General features: G+C 69.7%; 27 protein-coding genes and 1 pseudogene. 14 read left to right on the top strand and 14 right to left on the bottom strand.

Annotation, left to right across the window (positions count from 1 at the left end):
* Positions 1 to 209 precede the first annotated feature (209 nt).
* Positions 210 to 683: a hypothetical protein gene (locus EXE47_RS14870; protein WP_089308530.1), complete on the bottom strand. Its 474-nt coding sequence runs from the start codon at positions 681 to 683 to the stop codon at positions 210 to 212.
* A gap of 178 nt (positions 684 to 861) precedes the next feature.
* On the opposite strand from EXE47_RS14870, the gene EXE47_RS14865 reads away from it, so the two are divergent.
* Positions 862 to 1725, top strand: a complete 864-nt coding sequence (locus EXE47_RS14865; RefSeq protein ID WP_086216142.1) for a hypothetical protein — start codon at positions 862 to 864, stop codon at positions 1723 to 1725.
* Positions 1726 to 1752: 27 nt separating this feature from the next.
* Here the strand turns inward: EXE47_RS14865 and EXE47_RS14860 are convergent, their stop codons facing one another.
* The gene (locus EXE47_RS14860) at positions 1753 to 2331 is read right to left on the bottom strand and encodes a hypothetical protein (protein WP_049931973.1); all 579 of its coding nucleotides are present in this window, start codon (positions 2329 to 2331) and stop codon (positions 1753 to 1755) included.
* An 812-nt stretch (positions 2332 to 3143) separates the two neighbouring features.
* Between EXE47_RS14860 and EXE47_RS14855 the strand changes: the two genes are divergently transcribed.
* Both EXE47_RS14855 and EXE47_RS14850 read left to right on the top strand, forming a co-directional pair.
* A complete protein-coding gene (locus tag EXE47_RS14855; protein ID WP_049931974.1) occupies positions 3144 to 3716 on the top strand; it encodes a magnesium transporter in 573 nt (190 codons plus the stop codon).
* Complete coding sequence (locus EXE47_RS14850; protein WP_049931976.1) at positions 3713 to 4288, top strand: magnesium transporter; 576 nt, start codon at positions 3713 to 3715, stop codon at positions 4286 to 4288. The genes EXE47_RS14855 and EXE47_RS14850 overlap by 4 nt, the downstream gene beginning before the upstream one ends.
* 63 nt (positions 4289 to 4351) lie before the next feature.
* Here the strand turns inward: EXE47_RS14850 and EXE47_RS14845 are convergent, their stop codons facing one another.
* Positions 4352 to 4795: a hypothetical protein gene (locus EXE47_RS14845; protein WP_049931978.1), complete on the bottom strand. Its 444-nt coding sequence runs from the start codon at positions 4793 to 4795 to the stop codon at positions 4352 to 4354.
* Between the two features lie 66 nt (positions 4796 to 4861).
* On the opposite strand from EXE47_RS14845, the gene EXE47_RS14840 reads away from it, so the two are divergent.
* The 6 genes from EXE47_RS14840 (at position 4862) to EXE47_RS14810 (ending at position 13116) form a co-directional block, all read left to right on the top strand.
* Positions 4862 to 5539 (top strand): class I SAM-dependent methyltransferase, encoded by a 678-nt coding sequence (locus EXE47_RS14840; RefSeq protein ID WP_049931979.1) that lies wholly within the window; start codon positions 4862 to 4864, stop codon positions 5537 to 5539.
* A 96-nt stretch (positions 5540 to 5635) separates the two neighbouring features.
* The gene (locus tag EXE47_RS14835; RefSeq protein WP_089308529.1) at positions 5636 to 6532 is read left to right on the top strand and encodes a hypothetical protein; all 897 of its coding nucleotides are present in this window, start codon (positions 5636 to 5638) and stop codon (positions 6530 to 6532) included.
* Positions 6533 to 6700: 168 nt separating this feature from the next.
* Positions 6701 to 9160 (top strand): ATP-dependent DNA helicase, encoded by a 2460-nt coding sequence (locus tag EXE47_RS14830; RefSeq protein ID WP_089308528.1) that lies wholly within the window; start codon positions 6701 to 6703, stop codon positions 9158 to 9160.
* Entirely contained in the window at positions 9157 to 9750 is a 594-nt protein-coding gene (gene cgi121, locus EXE47_RS14825) for a KEOPS complex subunit Cgi121 (protein ID WP_089308527.1), read from the top strand. Before EXE47_RS14830 ends, cgi121 begins: the two co-directional genes overlap by 4 nt.
* 462 nt (positions 9751 to 10212) lie before the next feature.
* Positions 10213 to 10806 (top strand): IMP cyclohydrolase, encoded by a 594-nt coding sequence (locus tag EXE47_RS14815; protein WP_086216688.1) that lies wholly within the window; start codon positions 10213 to 10215, stop codon positions 10804 to 10806.
* 180 nt (positions 10807 to 10986) lie between these two features.
* Positions 10987 to 13116 carry a S9 family peptidase gene (locus EXE47_RS14810; RefSeq protein ID WP_089308526.1) on the top strand — a complete coding sequence of 710 codons (2130 nt, stop codon included), beginning with the start codon at positions 10987 to 10989 and terminating at the stop codon, positions 13114 to 13116.
* Between the two features lie 18 nt (positions 13117 to 13134).
* Here the strand turns inward: EXE47_RS14810 and EXE47_RS14805 are convergent, their stop codons facing one another.
* The 4 genes from EXE47_RS14805 to EXE47_RS14790 form a co-directional block, all read right to left on the bottom strand.
* A complete protein-coding gene (locus EXE47_RS14805) occupies positions 13135 to 13509 on the bottom strand; it encodes a helix-turn-helix domain-containing protein (protein WP_049931986.1) in 375 nt (124 codons plus the stop codon).
* Positions 13510 to 13564: 55 nt separating this feature from the next.
* The gene (locus EXE47_RS14800; RefSeq protein ID WP_049931988.1) at positions 13565 to 13804 is read right to left on the bottom strand and encodes a hypothetical protein; all 240 of its coding nucleotides are present in this window, start codon (positions 13802 to 13804) and stop codon (positions 13565 to 13567) included.
* A gap of 76 nt (positions 13805 to 13880) precedes the next feature.
* Positions 13881 to 14567, bottom strand: coding sequence for a DUF5828 family protein (locus EXE47_RS14795; protein ID WP_086216691.1), 687 nt, complete (start codon positions 14565 to 14567; stop codon positions 13881 to 13883).
* A gap of 122 nt (positions 14568 to 14689) precedes the next feature.
* Complete coding sequence (locus tag EXE47_RS14790; RefSeq protein ID WP_049931991.1) at positions 14690 to 14941, bottom strand: hypothetical protein; 252 nt, start codon at positions 14939 to 14941, stop codon at positions 14690 to 14692.
* Positions 14942 to 15068: 127 nt separating this feature from the next.
* Between EXE47_RS14790 and EXE47_RS14785 the strand changes: the two genes are divergently transcribed.
* Positions 15069 to 15449, top strand: coding sequence for a cupin domain-containing protein (locus EXE47_RS14785; protein WP_089308525.1), 381 nt, complete (start codon positions 15069 to 15071; stop codon positions 15447 to 15449).
* Entirely contained in the window at positions 15442 to 16116 is a 675-nt protein-coding gene (locus tag EXE47_RS14780; RefSeq protein WP_049931993.1) for a hypothetical protein, read from the top strand. The genes EXE47_RS14785 and EXE47_RS14780 overlap by 8 nt, the downstream gene beginning before the upstream one ends.
* Before the next feature lie 49 nt (positions 16117 to 16165).
* On the opposite strand, the gene EXE47_RS14775 is transcribed toward EXE47_RS14780, so the two are convergent.
* The 4 genes from EXE47_RS14775 to EXE47_RS14760 form a co-directional block, all read right to left on the bottom strand.
* On the bottom strand, positions 16166 to 18052 hold the full coding sequence (locus EXE47_RS14775) for a carbon starvation protein A (RefSeq protein ID WP_049931995.1): 1887 nt from the start codon (positions 18050 to 18052) through the stop codon (positions 16166 to 16168).
* Positions 18053 to 18317: 265 nt separating this feature from the next.
* The gene (locus EXE47_RS14770; RefSeq protein ID WP_089308524.1) at positions 18318 to 19271 is read right to left on the bottom strand and encodes a TRC40/GET3/ArsA family transport-energizing ATPase; all 954 of its coding nucleotides are present in this window, start codon (positions 19269 to 19271) and stop codon (positions 18318 to 18320) included.
* Positions 19272 to 19299: 28 nt separating this feature from the next.
* On the bottom strand, positions 19300 to 19596 hold the full coding sequence (locus tag EXE47_RS14765) for a hypothetical protein (protein WP_049932143.1): 297 nt from the start codon (positions 19594 to 19596) through the stop codon (positions 19300 to 19302).
* A gap of 94 nt (positions 19597 to 19690) precedes the next feature.
* Positions 19691 to 19897: a hypothetical protein gene (locus tag EXE47_RS14760; RefSeq protein WP_049931998.1), complete on the bottom strand. Its 207-nt coding sequence runs from the start codon at positions 19895 to 19897 to the stop codon at positions 19691 to 19693.
* Between the two features lie 163 nt (positions 19898 to 20060).
* Here EXE47_RS14760 and EXE47_RS14755 point away from each other — a divergent pair, with 163 nt between their 5' ends.
* A complete protein-coding gene (locus EXE47_RS14755) occupies positions 20061 to 21377 on the top strand; it encodes a GTP-binding protein (protein WP_089308523.1) in 1317 nt (438 codons plus the stop codon).
* Between the two features lie 27 nt (positions 21378 to 21404).
* Here EXE47_RS14755 and EXE47_RS14750 read toward each other — a convergent pair whose 3' ends face one another.
* Together EXE47_RS14750 and EXE47_RS14745 are read right to left on the bottom strand one after the other, a co-directional pair.
* On the bottom strand, positions 21405 to 21638 hold the full coding sequence (locus tag EXE47_RS14750) for a hypothetical protein (protein ID WP_137708490.1): 234 nt from the start codon (positions 21636 to 21638) through the stop codon (positions 21405 to 21407).
* Positions 21639 to 21734: 96 nt separating this feature from the next.
* On the bottom strand, positions 21735 to 22061 hold the full coding sequence (locus tag EXE47_RS14745) for a hypothetical protein (protein ID WP_086220239.1): 327 nt from the start codon (positions 22059 to 22061) through the stop codon (positions 21735 to 21737).
* A gap of 58 nt (positions 22062 to 22119) precedes the next feature.
* On the opposite strand from EXE47_RS14745, the gene EXE47_RS14740 reads away from it, so the two are divergent.
* Complete coding sequence (locus EXE47_RS14740) at positions 22120 to 22359, top strand: hypothetical protein (protein ID WP_086216696.1); 240 nt, start codon at positions 22120 to 22122, stop codon at positions 22357 to 22359.
* 93 nt (positions 22360 to 22452) lie between these two features.
* Positions 22453 to 23130, top strand: coding sequence for a uracil phosphoribosyltransferase (gene upp / locus EXE47_RS14735; RefSeq protein ID WP_049932007.1), 678 nt, complete (start codon positions 22453 to 22455; stop codon positions 23128 to 23130).
* A gap of 27 nt (positions 23131 to 23157) precedes the next feature.
* Here upp and EXE47_RS14730 read toward each other — a convergent pair.
* Positions 23158 to 23285: pseudogene (locus tag EXE47_RS14730) on the bottom strand (hypothetical protein); the annotation flags it as partial.

Genomic DNA, 23285 nt, shown 5'->3' with positions numbered 1-23285 from the left:
ACCGCGACTCTGACCGGATCGGTGGCTGCGACCCTGACCGGATCGACGACCGCAACCCTGACCGGATGGGCGGCTGCGACCCTGACCGGATCGACGACCGCAACCCTGACCGGATGGGCGGCTGCGATCCTGATCGGATCGGCGACCGCAACCCTGACCGGATGGGCGGCCGCGGCCCTGACCGGATGATAAACCCCGAAGCGTCCGCCTCAGCCGCTTTCCGCCGGATCGAACCGGTACCTCGTCGTCGCCGTGCCGTCGATCCGCGGCCCGGATCCCGCCGCCTCGAAGCCGAACGCCTCGACCACTTCCGGACCGACCCCGTCGGCGGGGACGATGACTTCGACCGACATTCCCTCTCGTTTCGCGAAGCCGACCGGCTCCTCGAACAGCCGCTCGACCGCGGCCGCGGTGCCCTCGAAGTTCGTCACGTGAACCGTCCCGTCACGCACGTCGAACGCGATGAACCCGGCGACCGCGTCGACCGGGGTGTCGTCACCGCCGTCACCGTCGCCGCTCGGCTCCGACGGCGAGGGCGCTCCCCCCGATTCCGACCCGGCGTCGTCTGTCACCGCGACGCGAACCGACCGGTCGTGGATCATGTTCCGAGCGACGCCGCGGGGTCGGCCCGTCATCGACCCGACGGCCGCGGCGTCGGCCTCGACCGCGTCACGAACTCGCATACGTCAGTACTCTCGGCCGACGGCATAAAATCGCCGCACGGTTGGCGTCGACCGGATGATTTTAACGACGGGCGGACGGATTGTCTCGCATGTCCAAATCGACCCAGATCGTGGTTGGCACGGTCGGCGTTTCGGCCGTCCTCTCGGTGCTCATCATCCTCTCGTACGTCCTCGGCTGATGTTCTCGCCCCGGGCGCTCGACGACGATATTGAAGCGGTCCGCGATCACTACGCACCGGGATCGCCGGTCCTCGACGTCGAGTCCGACTTCGAGACCCTCCCGCCGGCCGCCGCGGAGGACCTCGGCCTCTTTGTCGACGCGCTCGACCCCGCGTCGTACCCCGCCGAGTGGCTTCCCGAGGCGGTCCCGGACCTACTCGGCAAGCACGCTGGCCCGGCGTTCACCGTCGGACTCCCCGGCGACGGGACGGTCGTCCGGACCGCACAGACCGATCCGCCCGCGGTCCTCGTCAAGCGACGTGCGGAGGGGACGCCCGAAGACTTCCTTGCCTTCCTCGTCGCCGAGCGGCTAGTCCAGATCGACTGCGACCCGGCTCCGGGCGCAGTGAGCGGCGGAGACTCGACCGGGCTCCCCGAGACGTTCCTCCCCTTCTTCGGCGAGCGCTACCGCGACCTCGACGCGGCGATCCGCCGCCCCGACCCGGAGACGGGCGCGTCGACGACGGGATTCGGACCGGCGGACGTGTTCCAGGTTGCGAACGCGCTGTTCGACGCGTGGGTCGGCCTCCACACCCGCGACACGTTCGCGTCGTGGGAGTCGGAGCACCCCCGGCTGTACGACGCGTGGGTCGACGCCGGCAAGCGGCTCTCCGGCCGGCTCGGTGAGCTCTCCGGCGAGGTCGCGCGCGGCGACACGGAGTTCCCGAGCGCGACGGAGTACGCCTGCTCGGCGGTCAAACACGACCTCGACCTCCCGGCGCCGTACGCCGCCCTCGACACGACCGCCTACCGGGACCGCGGGGCCGCCTACGCCGTGGCGTGGACAGAGAAGACGTTCGCGGCGCTCCTCGACGAGAGCTGACGCTTCCTCGCGGCGGCAGACCGCCGCTCAGACGTCTACGACGACGTTCCCGTCCCCGTCGAGGTCGATGACGCCGTCGAACAGGTCGCGGAACCGGTCGAGCGTCGCGACCTCGTGGACCTCTTCGGAGAGGTGGAAGATACCGACCGCGTCGTGCTCGTCGAGGAGGTCAAGGATCTCGCTCGCGGCGTCGTACACCGCGTCGTCGTCGGCGTAGTAGGCCATCTCGGTGAGCGAGTCGACCGAGACGCGCCGCTTCCCCTCGTTCTCGGTGAGGAACCGCTCGACGCGGTCGACGACGCCGTCGAGGTCGTCCGGCGCGGAGACGTAGTAGACGTCGTCGGCGGTCCGTCGCGAGTAGCCGCGCTCGACGGAGAGCGTGTCGAGGATCGTCGCCTTCGTCTCGTCGACGTCGTAGTACTCCAGCTTCTGTTCGACCTCGCGGGCGGTCGTCCGGGTCGAGACGACGAGGAACGCGTCGGTGTCGGTCTTCAGGAAATCGGTGTCGATTCGGTCCGTCTCGCCGATGCTCGGGTGGACGAGCAGGAGTCCCGTGCCACCCGGTATCGCTTCCGGTCCGTTCTCGATCGCGAGCGAGTAGTCCATGGGATCGGCAATCACGCGACCGACTTAACGGTGCGGTCGACGGGCTAATAATTAAGTCAAATAGAATACACCTGTGGTTGAGCGAATGAGCGATACGTCTTCTGGGACATACGACGCTGTCATCGTCGGCGGATTCTCCGGCGTCGTCACCACGATACTCGCCGTCCGTGAACTCCAGAACGTTGATCTGTAAGTCGACCCGCTGGATCCGGACGGGTTGGGTGGCCTCAGCACTAGCGGATACTTTTCGATTCGCACTACGCTCACGTTCTCGACGGGGTCGCTACTTCTCCCCCCGCGTTCATTTTCGTCCGGGGAAACGCCCCCTCGCGGTTGGTCTCTGTAATCGCCGCCGGTTTCGTCGGAACGATTCTCGTTTCGTTCCTCTACCCGACTCGACTGACCAATAGAAGGCCCAACAGCACAGCGACTCAAGATTGGAGGAACTCCGAAAAGAGCATCCGACAGGCGAAACTGACGCCCTCAACTACTCGAAAATCGAATCCAGTGACGAAAACACGGAATTACTGAATCGAATGGAGCTAGACAGAGTCCGTCGGGAGTAGCAGGACTACCAAAATCTACGGCTCTATCCGTTTCAAGTGAGTGGCCTCCTGAAACTGATCTCGTCGCTCGTTCTCCCGATCCTGTTCCTCGTAATTGATTCGTACGTACTCTGCGTCTCCACCGCATTCGCCCCCTTCGTTTCATCTGGAGATCGCCGTCACGGACCGATGAGTTGTGACAAGTCTCGATCCTGCGTTCAAACGCGTCGGTCGGTTTTTTTGCCCCGCCCGTCGTCGGTGCGTTCGATGCCCGGGCACGACTCCGCGCGCGACATCTACCGGCAGGCGGTCCCGGTGATAACCGTCAGCCTGATCGCCGGGCTGTTCGCGGGGACGATACTCGCCTCCGACGCCATGCGCGCGAACATCGCGGAGGTCCCCGGGCTCCTCCTGTTGCTCCCGGCGTTCCTCGCCACCCGCGGGGGAGTGTACGGCTCGCTCGGCGCCCGGCTCTCGACCGGGCTCCACCAGGGGATCATCGAACCGCGGTTTCAACCCGACCGGCGACTCACGAACGCGGTCGTTGCCTCCTTCCTGAACGGAATGACCGTCTCCGTGTTCATCGCGGTCGTCACCTACGCGACGCTCGTCTTGTTCGGTGACGGCGGGAGCCTCTTCCAGCTGGTCGGCGTGATGGTCGTCGCCGGCTTCCTCTCGGCGGTGCTGATGATCACGGTGCTCATCGCGGTCATCTTCCTCGGCTACCGCCGCGGGCTCGACCCAGACAACGTCATCGGACCGGTGGTCACCACGCTCGGCGACGTGTTCGGGGTGTTCTTCCTCTTGGTCGGCGTCGCCGCCGTGGGGGCGCTGTCGTGACCGACCCCGAGTCCACCGCGGTCGACGAGTGGTCGGTCCGACGGATCGTCCGGACGATGATCCCCCTGCTCGCCGCGCTGTCGGTGCTTCAGCTCGTCTCGGGGACGGTACTGGAGACGTACGAGGCGGTACTGCTCAGGTACCCGGCCCTGCTAGTCCTCGTTCCCGTCCAGATCGGGACGGCCGGCAACCTCGCGTCGATCACCTGCTCGCGGCTCACGACCCAGCTGTACCTCGGGACCTACGAGCTCAGCCCGTCGAACCCGGCCCTCCGGGCGAACACGGGCGCGGTGTTCGGGCTCGCGGCGACCGTCTTCGGCGCCGTGGGAGTCGCCGCGTGGGCGATCGGGCTCGCGCTCGGCGGGTCGCTCGCGCTCGGCCGGGTGCTGCTGATCTCGTTGGTCTCCGGGCTGTGCCTCGCGGTCCTCGTCGTCGTCGCCAGCGTCGCCGCCGTCGAGGTGTCCTACCGCGTCGGGCTCAATCCGGACGACACGACGATCCCCGTGGTGACGAACCTCTGTGACATCGCCGGCGTGCTGATCCTCTTCGCGGTCGTCTCGGTCGTGCTGTGAGGCCGGAGCGAGCGGCACGGCGCGACCGCGGCGCCGTGACCGCGACAGCGCGCCACGCCCCTCTCAGAACACGCTGTCGGCGGTCGCCGCGCCGACGACGCTGAACATCGCGCCGACGGCGACGGCCTTCGCCGTCGTCGCCACCACCGCGCCGTCGCCGATCCCACCCTCGACGAGGAACGTCTGCGGGGCGTCGAAGATCAGCGCGAGCAGGAGCACGGACCCGAACGCCACCGTCATCAGCGAGACGAAGCGGGTCGGGATCCCGACGAAGTCCGGCTCCTCGTCGACGTCGCGTCCGGTGTCGGCCCGGTACAGCGCGGCGTACCCGATCAGTCCGACGAGCGCGGCGGTCACACCGGCTTGGACCCAGTTCATCCCCGCGGCGAGCTCCCAGACCTCCGCGGTGACGACGAACGGCCCCGCGAGCAGGAAGCCGCCGACCGACTGCTGGGCGATGTCGGCCACCCGGAAGTTCGGTCGGCGGAGCGCTCGCGGTCGCTTCATACCCACCGGCGGGAGCGGAGCCGGTAAAACACCGCCGTTTTTCACCGCTCTCCCCGTTCGGCCGGTATGAGCGTCCGCGAGGAGTTCGACGAGTGGGCGGCGAGCGGGAAGGACCGCGGGATGGAGGACCGCCACTGGCACACCGCGAAACACGTGTTGGCCCGCATGCCGGCCGAGGCGGGCGACGCCGTCCTCGATCTGGGGACCGGCTCCGGCTACGCGCTCCGCGCGCTCCGCGAGCGGGGGATCGACCGCGGCTACGGCCTCGACGGCGCCCCGGAGATGGCCAGCAACGCCCGCGAGTACACCGACGACGACGCGGTCGGCTTCCTCGTCGGCGACTTCGACGAACTCCCCTTCGCCGACGACTCCTTCGACCACGTCTTCTCGATGGAGGCGTTCTACTACGCGGCCGACCCGGTCCACACCCTCGAAGAGGTCCGCCGCGTGCTGAAGCCGGGCGGTACCTTCTACTGCGCGGTGAACTACTTCGCGGAGAGCGAGACGACCCACGCGTGGCAGGAGAACATCGCCGTCGAGATGACGCTGTGGAGCCGCGAGGAGTACCGCGAAGCGTTCCGCGAGGCCGGCCTGTACGTCGCCGAGCAGGACGCGATCCCGGACCGCGAGACCGAGATTCCCGACGCCTCCGAGTTCCCGACCGAGGGGTACGAGACGCGCGAGGCGATGGTGGACCGCTACCGGACGTGGGGGACGCTGCTGACGGTCGGCGTGGCTCCCTGAGTCGGTCCGTCGGGATTCGACCTCCCGTGGCGGCCGGTGCGAGACGAACAGTTGATCTCCCAACCGTTTTACCGAGTCCCACAGTCGTCTCCCTCAATGGACGTCCGCCGTGCCCTCCTCGGCCGTCCCGACGGTCGCTTCCGTATCGCCGGCACCGTCGGTCTCGTGTTCGTCTTTGCGTTCGTCCTCTACGCCGCCTACTGGCGGTCGAACGCGGCGTACGGTGCGAGTACGGAGGTGACCACCCAACTCGGTGCCATCCGCGCGGTCGCCCCGGAGATCAGCGACATCGGTCACTCGCGTGCCACCGCCGTCCTCTACCTGCCCGCCGCGGCGATCGCTATCCTCGTTCAGTATCACGGTGGCGCCGCCATCTACACGCTCGCAGCGGGGCCCGCCATCCCGGTCGCGTCGGCTCTCGCGCGTGCGGCGTTCAGCCCCTTGCCGGACGTACTGGAGATGGAGGTCCTCGGCGTCACGCTTCCGACTCACCTCCGGCTCGGCCTCGCGGTCGGCGCCTTCGCCGTCGTCGTCGGTTCTGCCCTCCGTCGATTGAGTCCCCCGAGCGAGCGTTCAGCGTCGGAACGCTTCTTCGGCTCGTCGGGGGAGCGGCACAGAGCGGTTGTCGTCATCGCTGTCGCCGCCGTTCTCTCGGTCCCGTCCACGTTCTGGTTATATGCCTCCTATCCGACCTACCAGCCGTTCGGGTACGCCGTGTTCGGGGCTCCGATCGCGGCGCTCGTCTACTGGTACCGGGGCGGGATCGCACTCGCGTGGCTCGGTGACGCCGCGGCCGTCTTGGGACACGCAACCGCGATCGCGTTTATCGCCGATTCGCCCGACTACGTCCTCGATCCGGCCTTCTTCGTTCCCGCGCTCGCCGTTGCGACCGCGCTCGGGTCGCTCGGCGCGGGCGTCGCCGTCGGCTTTCGAGGACTGTACGTGGTCGTCAGCCGCCGGGACGCTGTAGGGTCGGGATCGCACGGGGGGTAGGTCGCGAGACGGCGCCCTTGGTCTGCCCCCGGCCGCCAGCGACTCGCGCGCGCAGCTCGCGGCCTTCGCTTCGCTCCGGCCGCTCACCGACACGCGCCGCCGCGCGTTCTTCCGCTATGTTCGGCCCGTTCCGACGGTTTAAATCGAGGCGGGGCCCAGACTCCGGTAATGGAACCGAGTTCGCTCTCCGGGCTCCCCGCGGGCGTCGGCGAGGCGCTCGAAGCGGAGGGCGTCGCGGAGCTGTATCCGCCGCAGGAAGCGGCGGTCGAGGCGGGCGTCACCGACGGCGAGAGCCTCGTCGCGGCGGTCCCGACCGCGTCCGGCAAGACGCTGATCGCCGAGCTGGCGATGCTCTCCTCCGTCGAGCGCGGCGGCAAGGCGCTGTACATCGTCCCGCTGCGCGCGCTCGCCAGCGAGAAGAAGGCCGAGTTCGAGCGCTGGGAAGAGTTCGATGTGACGGTCGGCGTCTCCACCGGCAACTACGACTCCGACGGCGAGTGGCTCGCCAGCCGCGACATCATCGTCGCCACCTCGGAGAAGGTCGACTCGCTCATCCGCAACGGCGCGCCGTGGATCGACGACCTCACCTGCGTCGTCAGCGACGAGGTCCACCTCGTCGACGACTCCCACCGCGGCCCCACCCTCGAAGTGACCCTCGCGAAGCTCCGCAAGGTGAACCCCGGCCTCCAGACGGTCGCGCTCTCGGCGACCGTCGGCAACGCCGACGTCATCGCGGACTGGCTCGACGCCGAACTCGTCGAGTCCGACTGGCGACCGATCGAGCTCCACACCGGCGTCCACTTCGGCAACGCGATCAACTTCGACGACGGGAGCCAGCGCGAGGTCCCAGTCGAGCGCGGCGAGGACCAGACCGCGAGGCTCGTCGCCGACGCCCTGGACACCGAGGAGGACGGCCAGGGCGGCTCCTCGCTCGTCTTCGTCAATTCGCGGCGCAACGCCGAGTCGTCGGCCCGCAAGCTCACCGACGTGACGGGGCCGCGGCTCACCGGCGACGAGCGCGACCGCCTCCGCGAGCTGGCCGAGGAGATCCGCGGCGTCTCCGACACCGACACCTCCGAGGACCTCGCCGACGCGGTCGAGGAGGGGTCGGCGTTCCACCACGCCGGCCTCGCGAGCGAGCACCGCAGCCTCGTCGAGGACGCCTTCCGCGACCGCCTCATCAAGTGCGTCTCCGCGACGCCGACGCTCGCGGCCGGCGTCAACACGCCCGCGCGCCGCGTGATAGTCCGCGACTGGCGGCGTTACGACGGCGAGTTCGGCGGGATGAAACCGCTCGACGTGCTCGAGGTCCACCAGATGTGCGGCCGCGCGGGCCGCCCCGGCCTCGACCCCTACGGCGAGGCGGTGCTGCTCGCGAACAACGCCGACACCCGCGAGGAGCTGTTCGAGCGGTACGTCTGGGCCGAGGCCGAACCCGTCCGCTCGAAGCTCGCCGCCGAGCCCGCCCTCCGCACCCACGTCCTCGCGACGGTCGCGTCCGGCTTCGCCGCCACCCGCGACGGGCTCCTCTCGTTCCTCGACAACACGCTCTACGCCACGCAGACCGACGACGAGGGGCGGCTCGCGGCGGTCACCGACACCGTCCTCGACTACCTCGAAGTCAACGGCTTCGTCGAGCGCGACCGCGACGGCGGGAGCGAGGGCCTCGCCGCGACCGGGATCGGTCACACCGTCTCGCGGCTCTACCTCGACCCGATGAGCGCGGCCGAGATACTCGACGGGCTTCGGACCGTCGCGGACGACGGGTCCGGGCCTGTCGGATCCGCGGACGCGGACGGCGAGTTCGTCGCGGCCGACGACCCGACCGCCGACGCCGACGACCCCGGGTTCACCACGTACACTCGCGCCGGCGAGGACGAACCGGACGACCCCGCCTCAGAGGGGCCGGCGTCGGCCGGCGACGCCGCCCCGGCGGTCACGCCGCTCGGACTCTACCACCTCGTCAGCCGGACGCCCGACACCTACGAGCTGTACCTCAAGTCGGGCGACCGCGAGGAGTACACCGAGGTCTGCTACGAGCGCGAGGCGGAGCTCCTCGGCGACGTGCCCTCCGAGTACGAGGACGTGCGCTTCGAGGACTGGCTCGCCGCGCTGAAGACGGGGCGCCTGCTCGAAGACTGGGCTAACGAGGTGGACGAGGACCGGATCGCGGAGCGGTACGGCGTCGGCCCCGGCGACATCCGCGGGAAGGTCGACACCGCCGAGTGGCTCCTCCGGGCGGCCGAGACGCTCGCGCGCGACGTGGAGGGGATCGACGGCGACACCGTCGTCCAGGTGCGCGAGGCCCGCAAGCGGCTGGAGTACGGGGTCCGGGAGGAACTCCTCGACCTCGCGGGCGTCCGCAACGTCGGTCGGAAGCGCGCCCGCCGCCTCTACGAGGCAGGCATCGAGAGCCGCGCCGACCTCCGCGAGGCGGACAAGGCGGTCGTCCTCGGCGCGCTGCGGGGCCGCGAGCGAACCGCCGAGCGCATCCTGGAGAACGCCGGCCGCGAGGACCCCTCGCTCGACGGCGTCGACCCCGACAGCTCGGCCTCCGCGGCGGCGACCGCGGGCGCGGACGCCGACGGCGACGGCGACGGACAGGCCAGCCTGGGTGATTTCGGATGACCGACTCCGCGGCCGGCGGCGACGGGATGCCAGCGCCCGACCCCGGGGTCAGCCTCGTCGCCGGCACCTTCGCGATCGACGACCTCGACGCGTTTCTCGCGGACCTCGACGCGATTGCGGCCGATACCGGCGCGGTCGTCCAGGCGTTCGACGCCGACCTCGTCGTCTCCCCGACGCACCTCCGCGAGGCGGCGCGACTGGCGGCGCGGGCGATCGCTCGCGGCGAGGCCGTCGCGCGCGACCCGGGCGTCGAGGTCCTGCTGTACGCGGCCGGGCGCAGGCAGATCGACCGCGCGCTCGAACTCGGCGTCTCGGAGGGCGAGCGCGCCGCGGTCGTCCTCGTCGCGGACTTCGGTGACGTGTCCGGCGCCGACCGCCCGTCCGCGGACCTCGACGAGGCGACCGAGTCCGTTCGCGAACTCGCCGCCGACTCGCGCACCGACCCCGACGACTCCGGGCTTCCGGTCGACTTCGACGAGGAACGGGTGCGCGAGTTCTACGGAGTCACTGATCGCGAACTCACCGCGACTACCGGCGGTCTCGCCGATGTCGTCCGCGAGCGGGTCGCCCTGCTGGACGTCGAGAAGTGACGGCGGCCGCCCGCTCATCGGTACCCCTTCGTTTCAACTGGAAACCACGAGACGTGGATGCCACTCCGTTCCACTCGAAACGAAACCGAGAGAAGTAGTCCATCCTGGATTCGAACCAGGGTCGTTGCCCCCAGAAGGCAACAGGATTGGCCACTACCCCAATGGACTGCGCACCTACGGATAGCCAGTACGTGTTTGTAAGCGTTGCGCGTTGCGGTCGCCGTGCGATCGGTTGACGAGCATCGGCGGGCGCCGGCGGGCGTCGCTGCCCGCCCCCACTGTTGTCTCGCTGTCCTGTCCCCACTGTTGTCGTCGCCGTCCCGTCCCCACTGTTGTCGTCGCCGCCCCGCCGTCACCGCCCCGCCGTCGCCGGCGGCAGATCATGAAGAAGGCATCTCGCCCACGGATCGCGTTCGTGCGCATATCGATGCGCTTTATGCGACTCGATACACACGAAAATGTATGTACGTCGGACGGTTCGTCGTCGTCGCGCCCGGCATCGGCGGCTACCGCGTCTCTTCGCGCTCGTTCCCGAACCGCCGCGTCCGCGACCGCGGCGGGACGCTCACCGTCGGCCCGACCGCGGACGCGCCGGAGACCGACAACCCCTACGTCTCGTACAACTGCGCTCGCGCGGTCGAGACCCCGACCGAGGAGCCGCTGGCGGTCCTCGGCAACGGCTCGCACGTCGACCCGATCGCGGAGAAACTGGAGCGCGGGTACCCCGCGCGCGACGCGCTCGCCTCCGCGCTGCTCGCGCTCGACTACGAGAAGGACGACTACGACACGCCTCGCGTCGCCGGCGTGGTCGGCGCTGAGTCGGCGACGATCGGAACCGTCCGCCGCGACGCGCTCCTCGTCGAGGCCGTCGAGGAGCCGACCGTCGTCGCGACCTACGAGACGGACTCTCCCGAGCCGTACGACCTGACCGCGACCGACGCCGAGCCCGTCGCGACCGAACTGCTCGGCGCCGACCTCGAACACCCGGTCTGCGCCGCGGGCGCGACCGTCGACGCAGACGGCGTCTCGCTCGCGTTCGACAACGGCGGCGACTGAGCGACGGACGACTGGGCGCTGCCCACGGCGCGGGCTCGGCGTCGGCGTCGCTCGCGCCGCCGCCCGGCTTTCCGTCTCCTGACGCTCGCCTTTCCGTCCCCCGACACGCGGCCTTTCGCCTGTCGATCCTCGCCTTTCCGCCTCCCGACGCCTTTTGCCTCCCCCGTCCGACCCACACGCATGGAGCCGATCACCGCGGCCGACTACCACGACATCGCGGTCCCGTCCGACCCCCGGATCTCGCCGGGCGGCGACCGCGTCGCCTTCGTGCGCCGACAGCCGAACGACGACGACAGCTACGAGACGACGGTGTACCTCGTCGACGCAGCGGGCGAGGGCGAGCCGCGCCGCCTCACCCTCGCCGAGGGCGCCGACGCCGAGCCGCGCTGGAGTCCCTCGGGGGACCGCATCGCGTTCACCTCCACCCGCGGCGCGGCCGACGACCGCCAGCAGCTGTGGGTCCTCCCGCTCGACGGCGGCGAGGCCCGTCGCGTCACCGACGTGGTCGGCGGCGTCTCGTCGATCGCGTGGTCGCCCGACGGCGAGCGGATCGCCTTCGTCCAGTCCGTGACCGCCGACGACCACGAGACCGACCGCGACCTCGCGGTGCCGGACGACTACGAGCCCGAGGACCACCCCGACCCGCGCGTCATCGACCGGACCGTCTACCGCGCCGCCGAGCGTCACTTCGACGGCCGACGCCCCGGCGTGTACGTCGTCGACGCCGACGCGACGGTCGGCGGCGTCACCGACCCCGACCCGGCCGAGTCCGGCGCGGTCGACCGAGTCACGGACCGGGAGGCTGACTTCGCCGCGCCGTCGTGGGGCGACGCCGACACGCTGTACTACACCGAGGCGGTCGGCGACGACCCCGACGACTCCGTCGAGATCGCGATCCACGCCCACGACCTCGACGCGGGCGAGGCCGAGCGCGCCCACACCACGACCGGGTGGGGCGCCGACCTCGCGGCGACCGCGGACGGCCGCGTCGCGTTCACGCATGCGGAGCCGAAGCAGGTGTCGATGCAGCCGACGGACCTCCGCGTCCTCGACGTCGAGTCGGGCTCGGTCACCGACCTCACCGGCGGTGTCGACCGGGGCCTCGGCCGCGGGACGACCCCGCAGTGGGGGCCGGCCGACGAGACGCTGTACTTCGCGACGCCCGACGAGGGGAAGACGGCGCTGTGGCGGGTCCCCGCAGACGGGAGCGAGACGCCCGAGCGCCTGCTCCGGCCGGGGACCGTCTCGGGCGCGACCGTCGGGGGCGACGCCGACGCGGGTCCCGAGTCGGTCACCGTCGCGTTCGCCGCCAGCGAGTGGGACCACCCGGGCGACGCGTTCGCCTACGACGCCGCGGCCGACGAGACGACCCGCCTGACCGACCTGAACGCCGACTACCTCGACGAGCGCGCGGTCGGCGAGCCCGAGGAGCTTCGCTTCGAGTCCGACGGCGTCGAGATCCAGGGGTGGTTGCTGACCCCACCGGTCGAGGCCGGTGACGCCGAGTCCGCCGACGCGGACGGTCAGTACCCGCTCGCGGTCGAGATCCACGGCGGCCCGCACGCGATGTGGTCGACCGCCGGAACGATGTGGCACGAGTTCCAGACGCTCGCGGCCCGCGGCTACGCCGTCTTCTGGTCGAACCCCCGCGGCTCGACCGGCTACGGCGAGGCGTTCACGCAAGCAATCGAGCGCGACTGGGGCGCGATCACGCTCCGCGACGTGATGGCGGGCGTCGAGACGGTCGCCGACCGCCCCCAGATCGACGACTCGAACGCGTTCGTCACCGGCGGCTCCTTCGGCGGGTTCATGACCGCGTGGGCGGTCGGGCAGACGGACTACTTCCGCGCGGCCGTCTCCCAGCGTGGCGTCTACGACCTCACCGGCTTTTACGGGTCGACCGACGCGGCGTACAAGCTCGTCGAGGGCGACTTCGACACGGTGCCCTCGGCGGAGCCGGAGTGGCTCTGGGAGCAGTCGCCGACGGGCCACGCCGACGCGGTCGACACCCCGACCCTGCTGATTCACTCCGAGGACGACACCCGGACGCCGATCTGTACGGCGGAGCTGTACCACCGACTCTTACGGAAGAACGGCGTCGACACCCGATTCGTCAGGTACCCCCACGAGGGCCACGAGCTCTCGCGGTCCGGCGAGCCCGCGCACGTCGTCGACCGCATCGAGCGGATCGCCCGCTGGTTCGACGGCTACTCCGAGCACCACGACGCCGAGCGCGCGCTCAACCGCCCTGAGGACGACGGGCTGAGCGCCGGAGAAGAGCCGGAGGACTCGGCGGAGTCCGAGACGTAGTCGCCGCGAGCGACGCGATCAGCTCTCGTCCGGCTCGAACCCGTCGATGGCGTCGTGGACGTCGGCCACCCACTCGTCGAGGGCGTCGTGGAGCCGGCGCTTGGCCTCCGGCACGGGCGTCGCGGTGTACTGGTAGACGTAGCCGCCGGAGTCGAGCAGGCGGCGGCGGCGCTCGACGAGCCCCTTCTCGCGGAGCGTCGACAGCGAACGGTTCACGTTCGAGCGGTCCCGGTCGAGCGCGTCGGCGAGTTCCGACACGGTGCTGCCCGGGTACTCCAGCAGCGCGAGGTACGCGCGGCTCTCGTGGTCGCGCACGCCGAAGACACAAGAGAGGACGTGTTCGAAGGAGGGAGAGCCGTCGCCGACGAGGTCCTCGATTTCGGGGTCGCTCATGCGGGCCGATTCGTGCGCGGCGAGGTTAAATGCCGGTTTCTCCGACTCGGGGTGGTCACTCCTTGGCGGCGTACCCCATCTGGTCGATACAGCCGCGCATCCCTGACTCGTCGGCGTGCCGGTGGAGGTTCGTCGGCGTGTCGCAGTGGTACGTCTCCCCGTCGTATCGGAGGGCGACCTCGTGGTTGGCGCCCGCGACCTCGACGTCGACGAGGATCCGCTGCCCGTCGTTGAGCGCGTCGATGAGTTCGTCCACGGACAGCTCGCCCGCCTCGACTCGGAGTACCTCGCTCATGGGCTCGATTCAGCGGTGAGCGAGTTAAAGACGACCGATGTGGCTCCGCGTTCGCGGCCGCCCGACACGCTCCGCCTCACGTCGTCGTCGAGTCCGGCCCGCCCTCCTCGGCGGGCGGCTCGACGCCCTCGGCGGCCGCGACCTCGTCGGTCCGCTTCTCGGTCTCGACGTGCCAGCGGTCGATTTCGGACTCGTACTCGTCGAGGACCGCCGACACCTCCGATTTCAGCTCGTCGTCGTTGACGTTCACCTCGAAGACGAACGTCTCGCCGTCCTCGGCTCGGGCGACCTCCTGGATGTTGGCGCTGACGAGATCGTTGTCGAAGTAGTACGGCGCCACTTGAGTCATCACGTTCCGGTAGACGGCGTCCTCCACCTTCCGGATCGCCTTCCGACCGGCCGAGTCGGCCGCCCGGGCGACGTGTCCGATCGACTCGCCCCAGCTTTCGCGGGCGCTCTCGGTGTCGTTCTCCTCGACCTTCTCGTAGGACTCGGTGAGCTTCTCGCCGGCCGTCTGGAGGTCGTCGCCCGGCGATTTTCCCGCGCGCTCGCCCTCTCCCTCGTCGACGGACGCCTGCGCCGCGGTCTTCTCCGAGACGTCCTCGTCGATGCGCTCGTGGGTCTTGGGACGCCACTCGTCGAACTCGTAGTAGGCGTCGCTGTCGACGCCCACCTCCCGGAGCGCCAAGGCGATCCGCTCGCCGTGTTCGACGACGTCGCCCCAGTCCCCGCGCACCTTGAAGCCGGAGATGCTCTCTTCCATCGGTTGCCCTCATTACGGAACGGAGGGGTATAAGTCTCTCCGAACTGACGGGACTCGGCCGCTCGGTTCGCCGGCCGGAACCGCTACGGCGCGCGCCTCCTCGGCCGGGACCGCTGCGACGCTCACCTGCCGTACGCGATCCGGCGCGCGACCGCGTCGAGCCGCTCTTTAACTTCGCCGAGGTAGCCGGCCGGCGACGCGCGCCGGACGGCGGACTCGTCGACTTCGATACGCTCGCCGCGGAACGGGTCGCGCTCGGCGCGCTCCTCGGGGGACTGGTCTCTCGCCACCGCCCCCACGACCGTCGACATCGAGCAGCGGCCGCAGGCCTCCGCCTCGACCGCGCCGTCCGCCTCGTCTCCTTCGTCTGTCATGGTCTCTCACATCACACGACGTGGTCCTCCCGGTTAAAACTCCGCCTCGGGAAAACGACGCCTCGGGGGCGCTCGCGCCCGCTCCGCTCCCGACGCCCTTTTCACTCGCTCCGTGGAATGCGTTCCCATGGGATATCGTGTCGTCGACGTCGACTCGGTCGACCCGGAGCCGGACCGGCCGTGCGAGTGTCGAAAGCTGTCCGATTCTGGAGGGCTCGACGCCGCGGCGATCAACCGATTCAGGGCCGCCCCCGGCGAGCAGCTCCCGCTGGCGTACCACTACCACGAGACCCAACAGGAGGCGTTCTACGTGCTCGACGGCACCCTCGTGATCGAGACCCCCGACGAGACATACGAGGTGCCCGCGGACGACCTGTTCGTCGTCGACCCGGAGAGCCCCCAACGGGCGTACAACCCGGCCGACGCCGACGCTCCCGTCACCGTGCTGGCGATCGGTGCGCCCCCGGCCGACGGCGACGCGGTCGCGTACGAGCCCGCCGATGAGTGAGCGTGCCGAGCCGGAGGCGGACGGCGAGGGGGGTGCCGACGCCGCGGACCCGGCGGGGGCCGACGACCGCCGCGCCCCCGAGGAGCTGCCGGCGGAGATTCGCGAGGCCGTCCCCGAGTACGACGACGAGTACCTCGACCGCGTCTCCGACCGGCTGATGTACAGCTACGACCTCGACCGCGACGCGGTCGTCGACGGCGAGCGCTTCGAGATGACCGCCGAGATGCGGGTACGCAATCAGAAGCAGTTCCTCCACCCGGCGCTGAGCTACGCGGACCACGACATGCGGGAGTACGTGTACGTCCGCCGGGTGTCGACCCCGAGCGTCGGGGAGCTAGAGCGACTGGTCGAGTTCGCTCACGACGTCGCCGACGAGCGCGTCGAGGGCCACGAGGAGCACTACGGCACGGACGTCACCGTCGTCGTCGTCGCCGACCGTATCCCGGACGACGTCGCCGACTTCGTCGCCGGGTTCAGCGACCGCACGCTGCTGAAGTTCGGCTACTACGGCCACTACGAGGTGAACCTCGTCGCGGTCGCGCCCGACCGCGAGGCACTCGTCGCCAGCGAGAACGCTGACACCGCGGCCGCGTTCCGGCTGTGGGAACGGGTCGACTCGCCGGACGAAGGGTTCTTCTCGCGGTTCGCGAAGCGCTTCTGGCGCTGACCGTCGCCGGTCGTTCGGAAAAAACCGCGCCGAACCGGGCCGATCTCAGTCAGTCGTCGCTCGGTTCTGCGGCCGCTCCGCTGTCGCTCCGCACGGTCGTGATGTTGTCGTAGCCGATCCGCACCAGCGACAGGGCCAGGTAGATGAGGACGAACGCGAGCCCCATCTGGACCACCGCCGATATCTGGCCGCTGAGTCCGGCCACGTTACCGAGGATGAGCTTCTGATAGAGGTTGTCCCACAGCGCCACCCACGACAGCCCGAGGACGGTGATCGTCACCATGATCGTCATCGGGACGCCGGTGGAGGCGAGCTGCTTGGACTCGTCCCAGTTCGCGAGCCAGACCGTGCCGGCGAGCAGCGCCAGCGCCGCGAGAAGCTGGTTCGCGCCACCGAACAGCGCCCACAGCGTCACCCACTCGCCGGAGATGACGAGCAGGTACGCGACGAGCGACTGGACGGCCGGATTCGTGTACCGGCCCTTGGCGATGCTCCCGAGGTCGGCGGAGAAGCCCGTCGTCGTCCCGCTCCCGGTCGTTCCGACGATCTCTTCCATCATGTACCGACCGAGCCGCGCCGCGGTGTCGGTCGAGGTGAGCAGGAAGCTCACCAACACGAGCGCCATGAACGGCGCGCCGACGCCCTGCGGGATCCCGAGGCTGGTGAGGATGATCCCCCCGCCGGTCGCGAAGTTCGGCAGCGCGCCGCCGATGCCGCCGCCCGCGGCCGCCGTGGTCGCCCCGGCCACCGCGAGCGTCGAGATGGCGACCGACGCGAGCAGCCCCTCACCGAGCATCCCGCCGTAGCCGATGAGGCGAGCGTCGCTCTCCTTGTTCAGCTGTTTTGCCGTCGTCCCGGAGGACACCAGCGAGTGGAACCCGCTGATGGTTCCGCAGGCGATTGTCACGAACAACAGCGGGAAAAGCGGCGTGATACCCCGGGTATCGACGGCCAATTCGCTACCGAAGAAGCCCATGTACGCGCCGATGGAGGGATCGACGGTCAGCGGCTGGGCCGAGGTGCCGAGCAGCGTTCCGACGATAATCGCGAGCAACGCGCCGCCGACTCCCGAGTAGAGGAGGAACGACGACAGGTAGTCGCGGGGCTGAAGCAGCACCCACACCGGGAGCGCGCTCGCCAGTGTCGCGTAGACGAGGATGACCGGCACCCACGCGGCGACGTTCGGCTGGAGGATGGCGTCCGCACTCATCACCGCTCCGGGCAGCCACCCGCCGTTACCGAGGAACTCGAAGAGCACGATGGTCCCCTGGGGGAACGCCCCGGACTCCACCGCCGGGAACAGCGCGATCGGGTACTGGATACCGAGCCAGACGCCCGCGAACACGCCCGCGACGAACACCACCGTCCCCGGGAGGAACGGGCCGTCGAGCTGGTACAGGTAGACGCCGAACAGGAACGCCAGCGCGATGTACACGAGGCTCGCGGTCGCGGCCGAGGGGAACGCGTTCAACACGATCCCGACGACCAAGGCGAACACCGCCACCACGAGGATGATGGTGAGGAACGCGAACCACAGCAGCATGTCCTTGCCGCGTTCGCCGACGTACTCGCCGATGATGTAGCCGATCGACTTCCCCTCGTGTCGCATCGACCCGGACAGCGAGATGAAGTCGTGGACCGCTCCCATCAGCGGATTGCCGATGGCGACCCACAACAGCGCCGGCACCCAGCCCCAGATGGCTCCGGCGGTGATCGGGCCGACGATCGGCGCGCCGCCCGCGATACTTGAGAAGTGATGCCCCAACAGAACCGGCTTCTTCGCCGGTACGTACTCTTGGCCGTCCTCGTACTTGTGTGCCGGCGTCTCCCGCTCGTCGTCGAGATCGACGAAACGAGAGAGGTACCGCGAGTACCCCACGTATCCCACGGTGAACGTACTGAGCACGGCGACGACGATCCAAATTATACTTGTCATAAGGTCCCTGCCTCGTGGTATCGATTCACTATGTCGAACTTAAACGTTATCTTCGTTCATGACGATCGACGACTCCCCCGGATCGAGTAACGCTACTCACCGTCGAAACGAAGTTAATTTCTCTGACTAATAGGTAAAATCTGCCCAGATCGCCCGTCGACCCACCTCGCGCGCACCCGGACGGACCGCAGCCGCCGCGCGCGATCGAGTCGGATCGCCGCGCGCGCTCTCCCAGCTCGCGGCCGCGCGCTCGCCTCCGACGGATCTACGGCTCCACGTCGAGCGACGCGGCCACGTCGGCGAGCACGTCCCCCCGGACCTCCGTCGTGCGCGACTCGATCTCGGCGACGAGCGGCGGGTCGAACCCCTCGCGGACCTGCGCGAGCCGCTCGCGCTCGGTCTCGACCTTCTCGCGGAGGTAGCGCGCTCCGCGCCCCTGCTCTCCCTCGTCGGGGGACGGCGTGAGCTTGTTCGCCACCAGCCCGCGGACCCGCAGGTCTCGCTCGGTGAACGCCTCGATGGCCCGTTCCGTCTCGTTGACCGAGAGCTGGTCGGGGTTCAACACGAGGAAGAAGGCGGCGTCCGTGCGCATCGTCTCGCCGGCGTACTCGAAGAACTCCTTGCGCTCGTTGAGCCGCTCGATCACGGGGTCGCCCTCCAGCAGGCGCCGGGGCTCCATGTCCCCGATCGCCGCCTTCTCGAACAGGTCGATCGACTGCTCGCGCTTGTACAGCAGCCGGTCGATCCAGTCGCCGAGGAACTCAGGGAGCCCGAGCAGCCGGAGCGTCGACCCCGTCGGGGCGGTGTCGAACACGACCCGGTCGTACGGCTCGCTCTCCGTGCGCATCACGTCGACGAACGCGTCGAACAGCGCCGACTCGTACGCGCCCGGCGTCCCGTGGGACATCTCCAGCTGGCGGTTGATCTCCGAGACCATCGCGGCCGACACCTGCTCCGAGAGCGCCTCGCGGATCTCCGTTAGGTGCCGCTGCATCTCGTCTTCCGGGTCGATCTCCATCGCGTCGAGCCTGTCGACGTCCGCGACCGACTCGGGCTCGTCGCCGAACCGCTGGTCGAACACGTCCGACACCGAGTGGGCCGGGTCGGTCGAGACGACGAGCGTCCGGAGACCGTCTCGCGCGCAGCGGTGGGCGTACGCGCACGAGACCGTCGTCTTGCCGACGCCGCCCTTGCCGCCGAAGAAGACGAACTGCTCCATCAGTCGCGGCGTGAGTGTCGTCCGGTCATCAGAAGTGGTACTGCTGCCCCTTCCGCTCTAGCAGCGTCTCGCGGTCCCACAGTCGCCGCTCCCACGCCTCGAACTCGTCTTCGAGGTACGGGAGCAGCTCGGCGGTGTAGTACGACACCGGCGACGGGATCCCGAACGCGTCCGGGAAACACGCCAGCATGAATTCGTCTTCGGCGTCCTCGGCCTCCTTCTCGATCTTCTCGTAGGCCGGGTGCGTGATCATCCCGTGGTACAGGCCCCGGACCCACTCCTCGAGGACCGCCCGGAACCGCTCGATCCGGTCTGCTACTGTCATCATTCCTCATGACACTCTTCCCCTGTTAAAACCTGTCGCGGCCCGGGCCGCCGAGGGGCGGACAGCGGCCGGATCGGCCTCGGCGGTCGCGGCGTCAGGCGGCGTTCCCGTCCGGAAGTTCGCCCGACGCCTCGTCGTTGTCGTCGCCGTCGTCGTCCAGTTCCGGGTGGTCCTCGCTACCGGGGCTCGGCGTGTGGATGTCGCTGTCGAGCGATCCCCAGACGAGATACAGCATCGCGGCGACCATCAGCACCGTCACCGAGACGCTGACGAGCGACACGGCGGAGGCGGACAGAACCATATCGCGAGTACGACGACCGCGGCGTATCAACGTATCGGCTCGGACCGGTCCGCGTCGGTCTCACCCCCCGGGCCGGCCCCGCGCGCCGCCCGGTTTTCGCCCCGCCGCCCGAGTTTCCGTGTGTCGGCCGGGGGTTCAAGAGCGTCGTGTCCGATCCGCCCGTATGGACGACCGCATCCCGGTGACCGTGCTCTCGGGGGGACTCGGCGCGGGTAAGACGACGCTTCTGAACCACCTGCTCCGGAACGCCGGCGACCGCGACATCGCGGTCCTCGTCAACGACATGGGGGACGTGAACGTCGACGCGGACCTGATCGCCGAGGAGTCCGAGGTCGATGTCGAGGGCGTCACGGAGCTGTCGAACGGCTGTATCTGCTGTGAGCTTCAGGACGACCTCGAAAGCGCCGTGGTGCGGCTCGCGAACGAGCGCTCCTTCGACGCCCTGGTCGTCGAGTCTTCGGGCATCTCGGAGCCCGCGCCAGTCGCGCGGCTGTTCACGACCGAGTCGCGCGCGGCGGCCCGGTACCGGGTCGACGCGCTGGTGACCGTGATCGACACGCGGCAGTTCCTCGACGCGTTCGCGGGCGACGAGACGCCGGAGCGGCGCGTCGATCCCGACGCCGGCGCCGGGGCCGCGACCGGCGACGAGGACGACGCCGACCGGCCGCTCTCGGACCTCCTCGTCGAGCAGGTCGAGGTATCGAACCTCGTGGTGTGTAACAAGGCGGACCTCTGTACCGACGCGGAAATCGACGAGGCGGTCGACCTCGTGGGCGCGCTCCAGCCCGACGCGGAGACGGTCGTCACGGAGTTCTCCGCGGTCGACCCGGACCGGATCCTCGGCGTCGAGCTGTTCGACGAGCGGGAACTCGGCGAACTCCCCGGCTGGAAGCGCGCGCTCGCCGAGGTCGACGACGCCGACGCCGACAGCGGGACGGACGACGACCACGCTCACGACGGCGACCACGGCCGCGACGGCGACCACGCCCACGACCACCGCCACCCCGACGAGGTGTACGGCGTCACCTCCTTCACCTACCGCCGCCGGCGGCCGTTCCACCCGGACCGACTCGCCGCTCTCCTCCGAGACCTCCCCGCCGACGTGGTCCGCTCGAAGGGGACGCTGTGGGTCGCAGGCACCGACCAGCGCCAGCAGGTCGGGCAGGCGGGTCGGTCGGTCCGCGTCGAGGCGCTCGGCCCGTGGATCGCGAGCCTGCCGTCGGTCGAGCGCGATATGCTCCGCTCGAACCGCCCGAAGCTAGAGTGGGACGACGACCACGGCGACCGCCGGACCGAGTTCGTCGTCATCGGCACGGGAGTCGACGAGGCACCGCTCGTCGACCGGCTCGATGACGCGCTTCTGACCGACGACGAACTCGCGGAGCTCGGCGACCCGGGGATCGGTGACGACCCGGCCGACGTCGGCCCAGCCCCGTTCCCGAGCGAGCAGGGCGCCGAGGTCGCGCTCCGGGAGCCGTAACCCCTCGACGCGACCGGCGGTCGGCGATCAGCAGGCGCAGTCGCCCCCGGTCGCGCGGGCGAACCGCATCGGGTCGCCGCAGTCGGGACACGTCGGCGTCCCCTCCGCGTCGCGGTCGAGCCCCTCGTCGTCGACGTCGCGGACGCGGACGCCGCAGTCGTCGCACCAGTACGCCCCCTCGGAGCCGTCATCGCCGGCGGCCCCGGGTGCCGTCCCCGTCGACCCCGCCAGCGCGTCGGTTACCGTCTCGAAGATGCCCATATCGTAATGATCCGCATCGATCATCTTAGTCCCCCGGTGTCGTGTAACCGATTCGCACAGCCGACCCGCGGAGGCCGCCCCGCGCTCGGCGCCCCGTCACAGCAGCGGCAGCGTGAGCGCAAGGAACGCGATCCCCAGCACGACCCCGGCGTACAACAGGCGTTCGAACCGGAGGTCGGCCGGGAGCGCCCCGGCACCGACCGGAGGCGCGGACCGGACGAGCTGTCGGTACGCGACGATGGTCACTCCGACGAACCCGAGCGCCGAGAGGGCAAGCGCGGCCGAAAGCGACAGCCCGTAGGCGAGGCCGTACAGCGGCCCGAACGAGAAGACCAGCGCGAACGCGAGCCCCGTCGTCACGAGGAAGGGGATCGGATCGATGGGGTCCCCGCGTCGGTTGCGGAGGCGGACCGGGCCGATCATGAGGGCCGTACGGCCCGAACGGACAAGAGCTAAGTGGCGCACAGCCGCGAATCCGCGTATGAGTGCCGAGGAGCGCACGGACGAGGGAGGCGACGAGGCCGGGATCCGCGAGGGCGTCGAGCGCTCCTCAGGCGATCCCAAGGTGCTGCTCGCGATGAACGCCGTGCTCTCGGCGTGGTTCGCCTGGATGATCGTCTGGGGGCTCGACTTCGTCGGGACGGCGACGCTGTCGCTCCGGAACGTCGCGACCCTCGCCGTGATCCTCTTCGCGGTGACGTACGTCGTCGCGCTCCGCTAGGTGCGGTCGCCGGAGGGGGCTGCCCTCCGGTCGCGGTCCGGCGAGCGCTCGATTCGCCACGTTTTAAGACCGTTCCGGGCGCGGTTCCGTATAATGACGATCGAAGACCGCGACGACGCGTACCTCATCACGCACGCGCTGGCGACGGACACCCTCTCGCGGCTGCGCGACGCCGAGACGGAACAGGTGGCGTTCCGGAAGGGGCTGGTGAAGCTCGGGCGGATCTGCGGCTACGAGATCATCGACGGCGCGATGGAGACGGAGTACGTCCCCGTCGAGACCCCGCTCGCGGAGACGACCGGCGAGCGCGTGAAAGGACTCGACGACGTGGTGATCATCAACGTCCTCCGGGCCGCGACCCCCTTCGTCGAGGGGCTGTTGAAGGCGTTCCCCCGCGCGAAGCAGGGCGTCATCTCCGCCGGTCGCGACGAGGCGGCCGGGATGACCGACGACGGCGAGTTCCCGATCACCATCGACTACGTGAAGCTCCCCGAGATCCGCCCGGAGGACACCGTCATCGTCGCGGACCCGATGCTCGCGACGGGATCGACGATGGCCGCCGTCCTCGACCACGTCCTCGACGAGGCCGACGACTTCGAGGACCTGTTCGTGCTCTCCGCGGTCTCCGCGCCCGCCGGCCTCGTCCGCGTGAGCGAGGCCGTCCCGGAGGCGGACCTGCTGACGGTCGCCATCGACGATCACCTCGACGACGACGGGTTCATCGTCCCCGGCCTCGGCGACGCCGGCGACCGGGCGTTCCGGACCGTGTGAACTCCTCGACGGCTCCCCCTTCCGGCCCCCCTCGGCGATCTTCGCGTCGAGGTCGTCGATCTCGGCCTCGGCGGCCTCGAACAGCTGCGCGGCCATCACGGAACCGAGCGAGTAGGTCGGGAAGTAGCCGAAGTTGCCGTGGCTCCAGTGGATGT

Source organism: Halorubrum sp. GN12_10-3_MGM (genome assembly GCF_005435235.1).
Classification (GTDB): Archaea; Halobacteriota; Halobacteria; order Halobacteriales; family Haloferacaceae; genus Halorubrum; species Halorubrum ezzemoulense.
Note: the sequence above shows the minus strand (reverse complement) of the source record. Positions and strands in the feature narration are given on the sequence as shown.

What these genes read in the sequence shown, in the direction of transcription:
- EXE47_RS14870 (WP_089308530.1), bottom strand. Translation starts at nt 683, where the DNA reads ATGCGAGTTCGTGACGCGGTCGAGGCCGACGCCGCGGCCGTCGGGTCG.
- EXE47_RS14865 (WP_086216142.1), top strand. Translation starts at nt 862, where the DNA reads ATGTTCTCGCCCCGGGCGCTCGACGACGATATTGAAGCGGTCCGCGAT.
- EXE47_RS14860 (WP_049931973.1), bottom strand. Translation starts at nt 2,331, where the DNA reads ATGGACTACTCGCTCGCGATCGAGAACGGACCGGAAGCGATACCGGGT.
- EXE47_RS14855 (WP_049931974.1), top strand. Translation starts at nt 3,144, where the DNA reads ATGCCCGGGCACGACTCCGCGCGCGACATCTACCGGCAGGCGGTCCCG.
- EXE47_RS14845 (WP_049931978.1), bottom strand. Translation starts at nt 4,795, where the DNA reads ATGAAGCGACCGCGAGCGCTCCGCCGACCGAACTTCCGGGTGGCCGAC.
- EXE47_RS14840 (WP_049931979.1), top strand. Translation starts at nt 4,862, where the DNA reads ATGAGCGTCCGCGAGGAGTTCGACGAGTGGGCGGCGAGCGGGAAGGAC.
- EXE47_RS14835 (WP_089308529.1), top strand. Translation starts at nt 5,636, where the DNA reads ATGGACGTCCGCCGTGCCCTCCTCGGCCGTCCCGACGGTCGCTTCCGT.
- EXE47_RS14830 (WP_089308528.1), top strand. Translation starts at nt 6,701, where the DNA reads ATGGAACCGAGTTCGCTCTCCGGGCTCCCCGCGGGCGTCGGCGAGGCG.
- cgi121 (WP_089308527.1), top strand. Translation starts at nt 9,157, where the DNA reads ATGACCGACTCCGCGGCCGGCGGCGACGGGATGCCAGCGCCCGACCCC.
- EXE47_RS14815 (WP_086216688.1), top strand. Translation starts at nt 10,213, where the DNA reads ATGTACGTCGGACGGTTCGTCGTCGTCGCGCCCGGCATCGGCGGCTAC.
- EXE47_RS14810 (WP_089308526.1), top strand. Translation starts at nt 10,987, where the DNA reads ATGGAGCCGATCACCGCGGCCGACTACCACGACATCGCGGTCCCGTCC.
- EXE47_RS14805 (WP_049931986.1), bottom strand. Translation starts at nt 13,509, where the DNA reads ATGAGCGACCCCGAAATCGAGGACCTCGTCGGCGACGGCTCTCCCTCC.
- EXE47_RS14800 (WP_049931988.1), bottom strand. Translation starts at nt 13,804, where the DNA reads ATGAGCGAGGTACTCCGAGTCGAGGCGGGCGAGCTGTCCGTGGACGAA.
- EXE47_RS14795 (WP_086216691.1), bottom strand. Translation starts at nt 14,567, where the DNA reads ATGGAAGAGAGCATCTCCGGCTTCAAGGTGCGCGGGGACTGGGGCGAC.
- EXE47_RS14790 (WP_049931991.1), bottom strand. Translation starts at nt 14,941, where the DNA reads ATGACAGACGAAGGAGACGAGGCGGACGGCGCGGTCGAGGCGGAGGCC.
- EXE47_RS14785 (WP_089308525.1), top strand. Translation starts at nt 15,069, where the DNA reads ATGGGATATCGTGTCGTCGACGTCGACTCGGTCGACCCGGAGCCGGAC.
- EXE47_RS14780 (WP_049931993.1), top strand. Translation starts at nt 15,442, where the DNA reads ATGAGTGAGCGTGCCGAGCCGGAGGCGGACGGCGAGGGGGGTGCCGAC.
- EXE47_RS14775 (WP_049931995.1), bottom strand. Translation starts at nt 18,052, where the DNA reads ATGACAAGTATAATTTGGATCGTCGTCGCCGTGCTCAGTACGTTCACC.
- EXE47_RS14770 (WP_089308524.1), bottom strand. Translation starts at nt 19,271, where the DNA reads ATGGAGCAGTTCGTCTTCTTCGGCGGCAAGGGCGGCGTCGGCAAGACG.
- EXE47_RS14765 (WP_049932143.1), bottom strand. Translation starts at nt 19,596, where the DNA reads ATGACAGTAGCAGACCGGATCGAGCGGTTCCGGGCGGTCCTCGAGGAG.
- EXE47_RS14760 (WP_049931998.1), bottom strand. Translation starts at nt 19,897, where the DNA reads ATGGTTCTGTCCGCCTCCGCCGTGTCGCTCGTCAGCGTCTCGGTGACG.
- EXE47_RS14755 (WP_089308523.1), top strand. Translation starts at nt 20,061, where the DNA reads ATGGACGACCGCATCCCGGTGACCGTGCTCTCGGGGGGACTCGGCGCG.
- EXE47_RS14750 (WP_137708490.1), bottom strand. Translation starts at nt 21,638, where the DNA reads ATGGGCATCTTCGAGACGGTAACCGACGCGCTGGCGGGGTCGACGGGG.
- EXE47_RS14745 (WP_086220239.1), bottom strand. Translation starts at nt 22,061, where the DNA reads ATGATCGGCCCGGTCCGCCTCCGCAACCGACGCGGGGACCCCATCGAT.
- EXE47_RS14740 (WP_086216696.1), top strand. Translation starts at nt 22,120, where the DNA reads ATGAGTGCCGAGGAGCGCACGGACGAGGGAGGCGACGAGGCCGGGATC.
- upp (WP_049932007.1), top strand. Translation starts at nt 22,453, where the DNA reads ATGACGATCGAAGACCGCGACGACGCGTACCTCATCACGCACGCGCTG.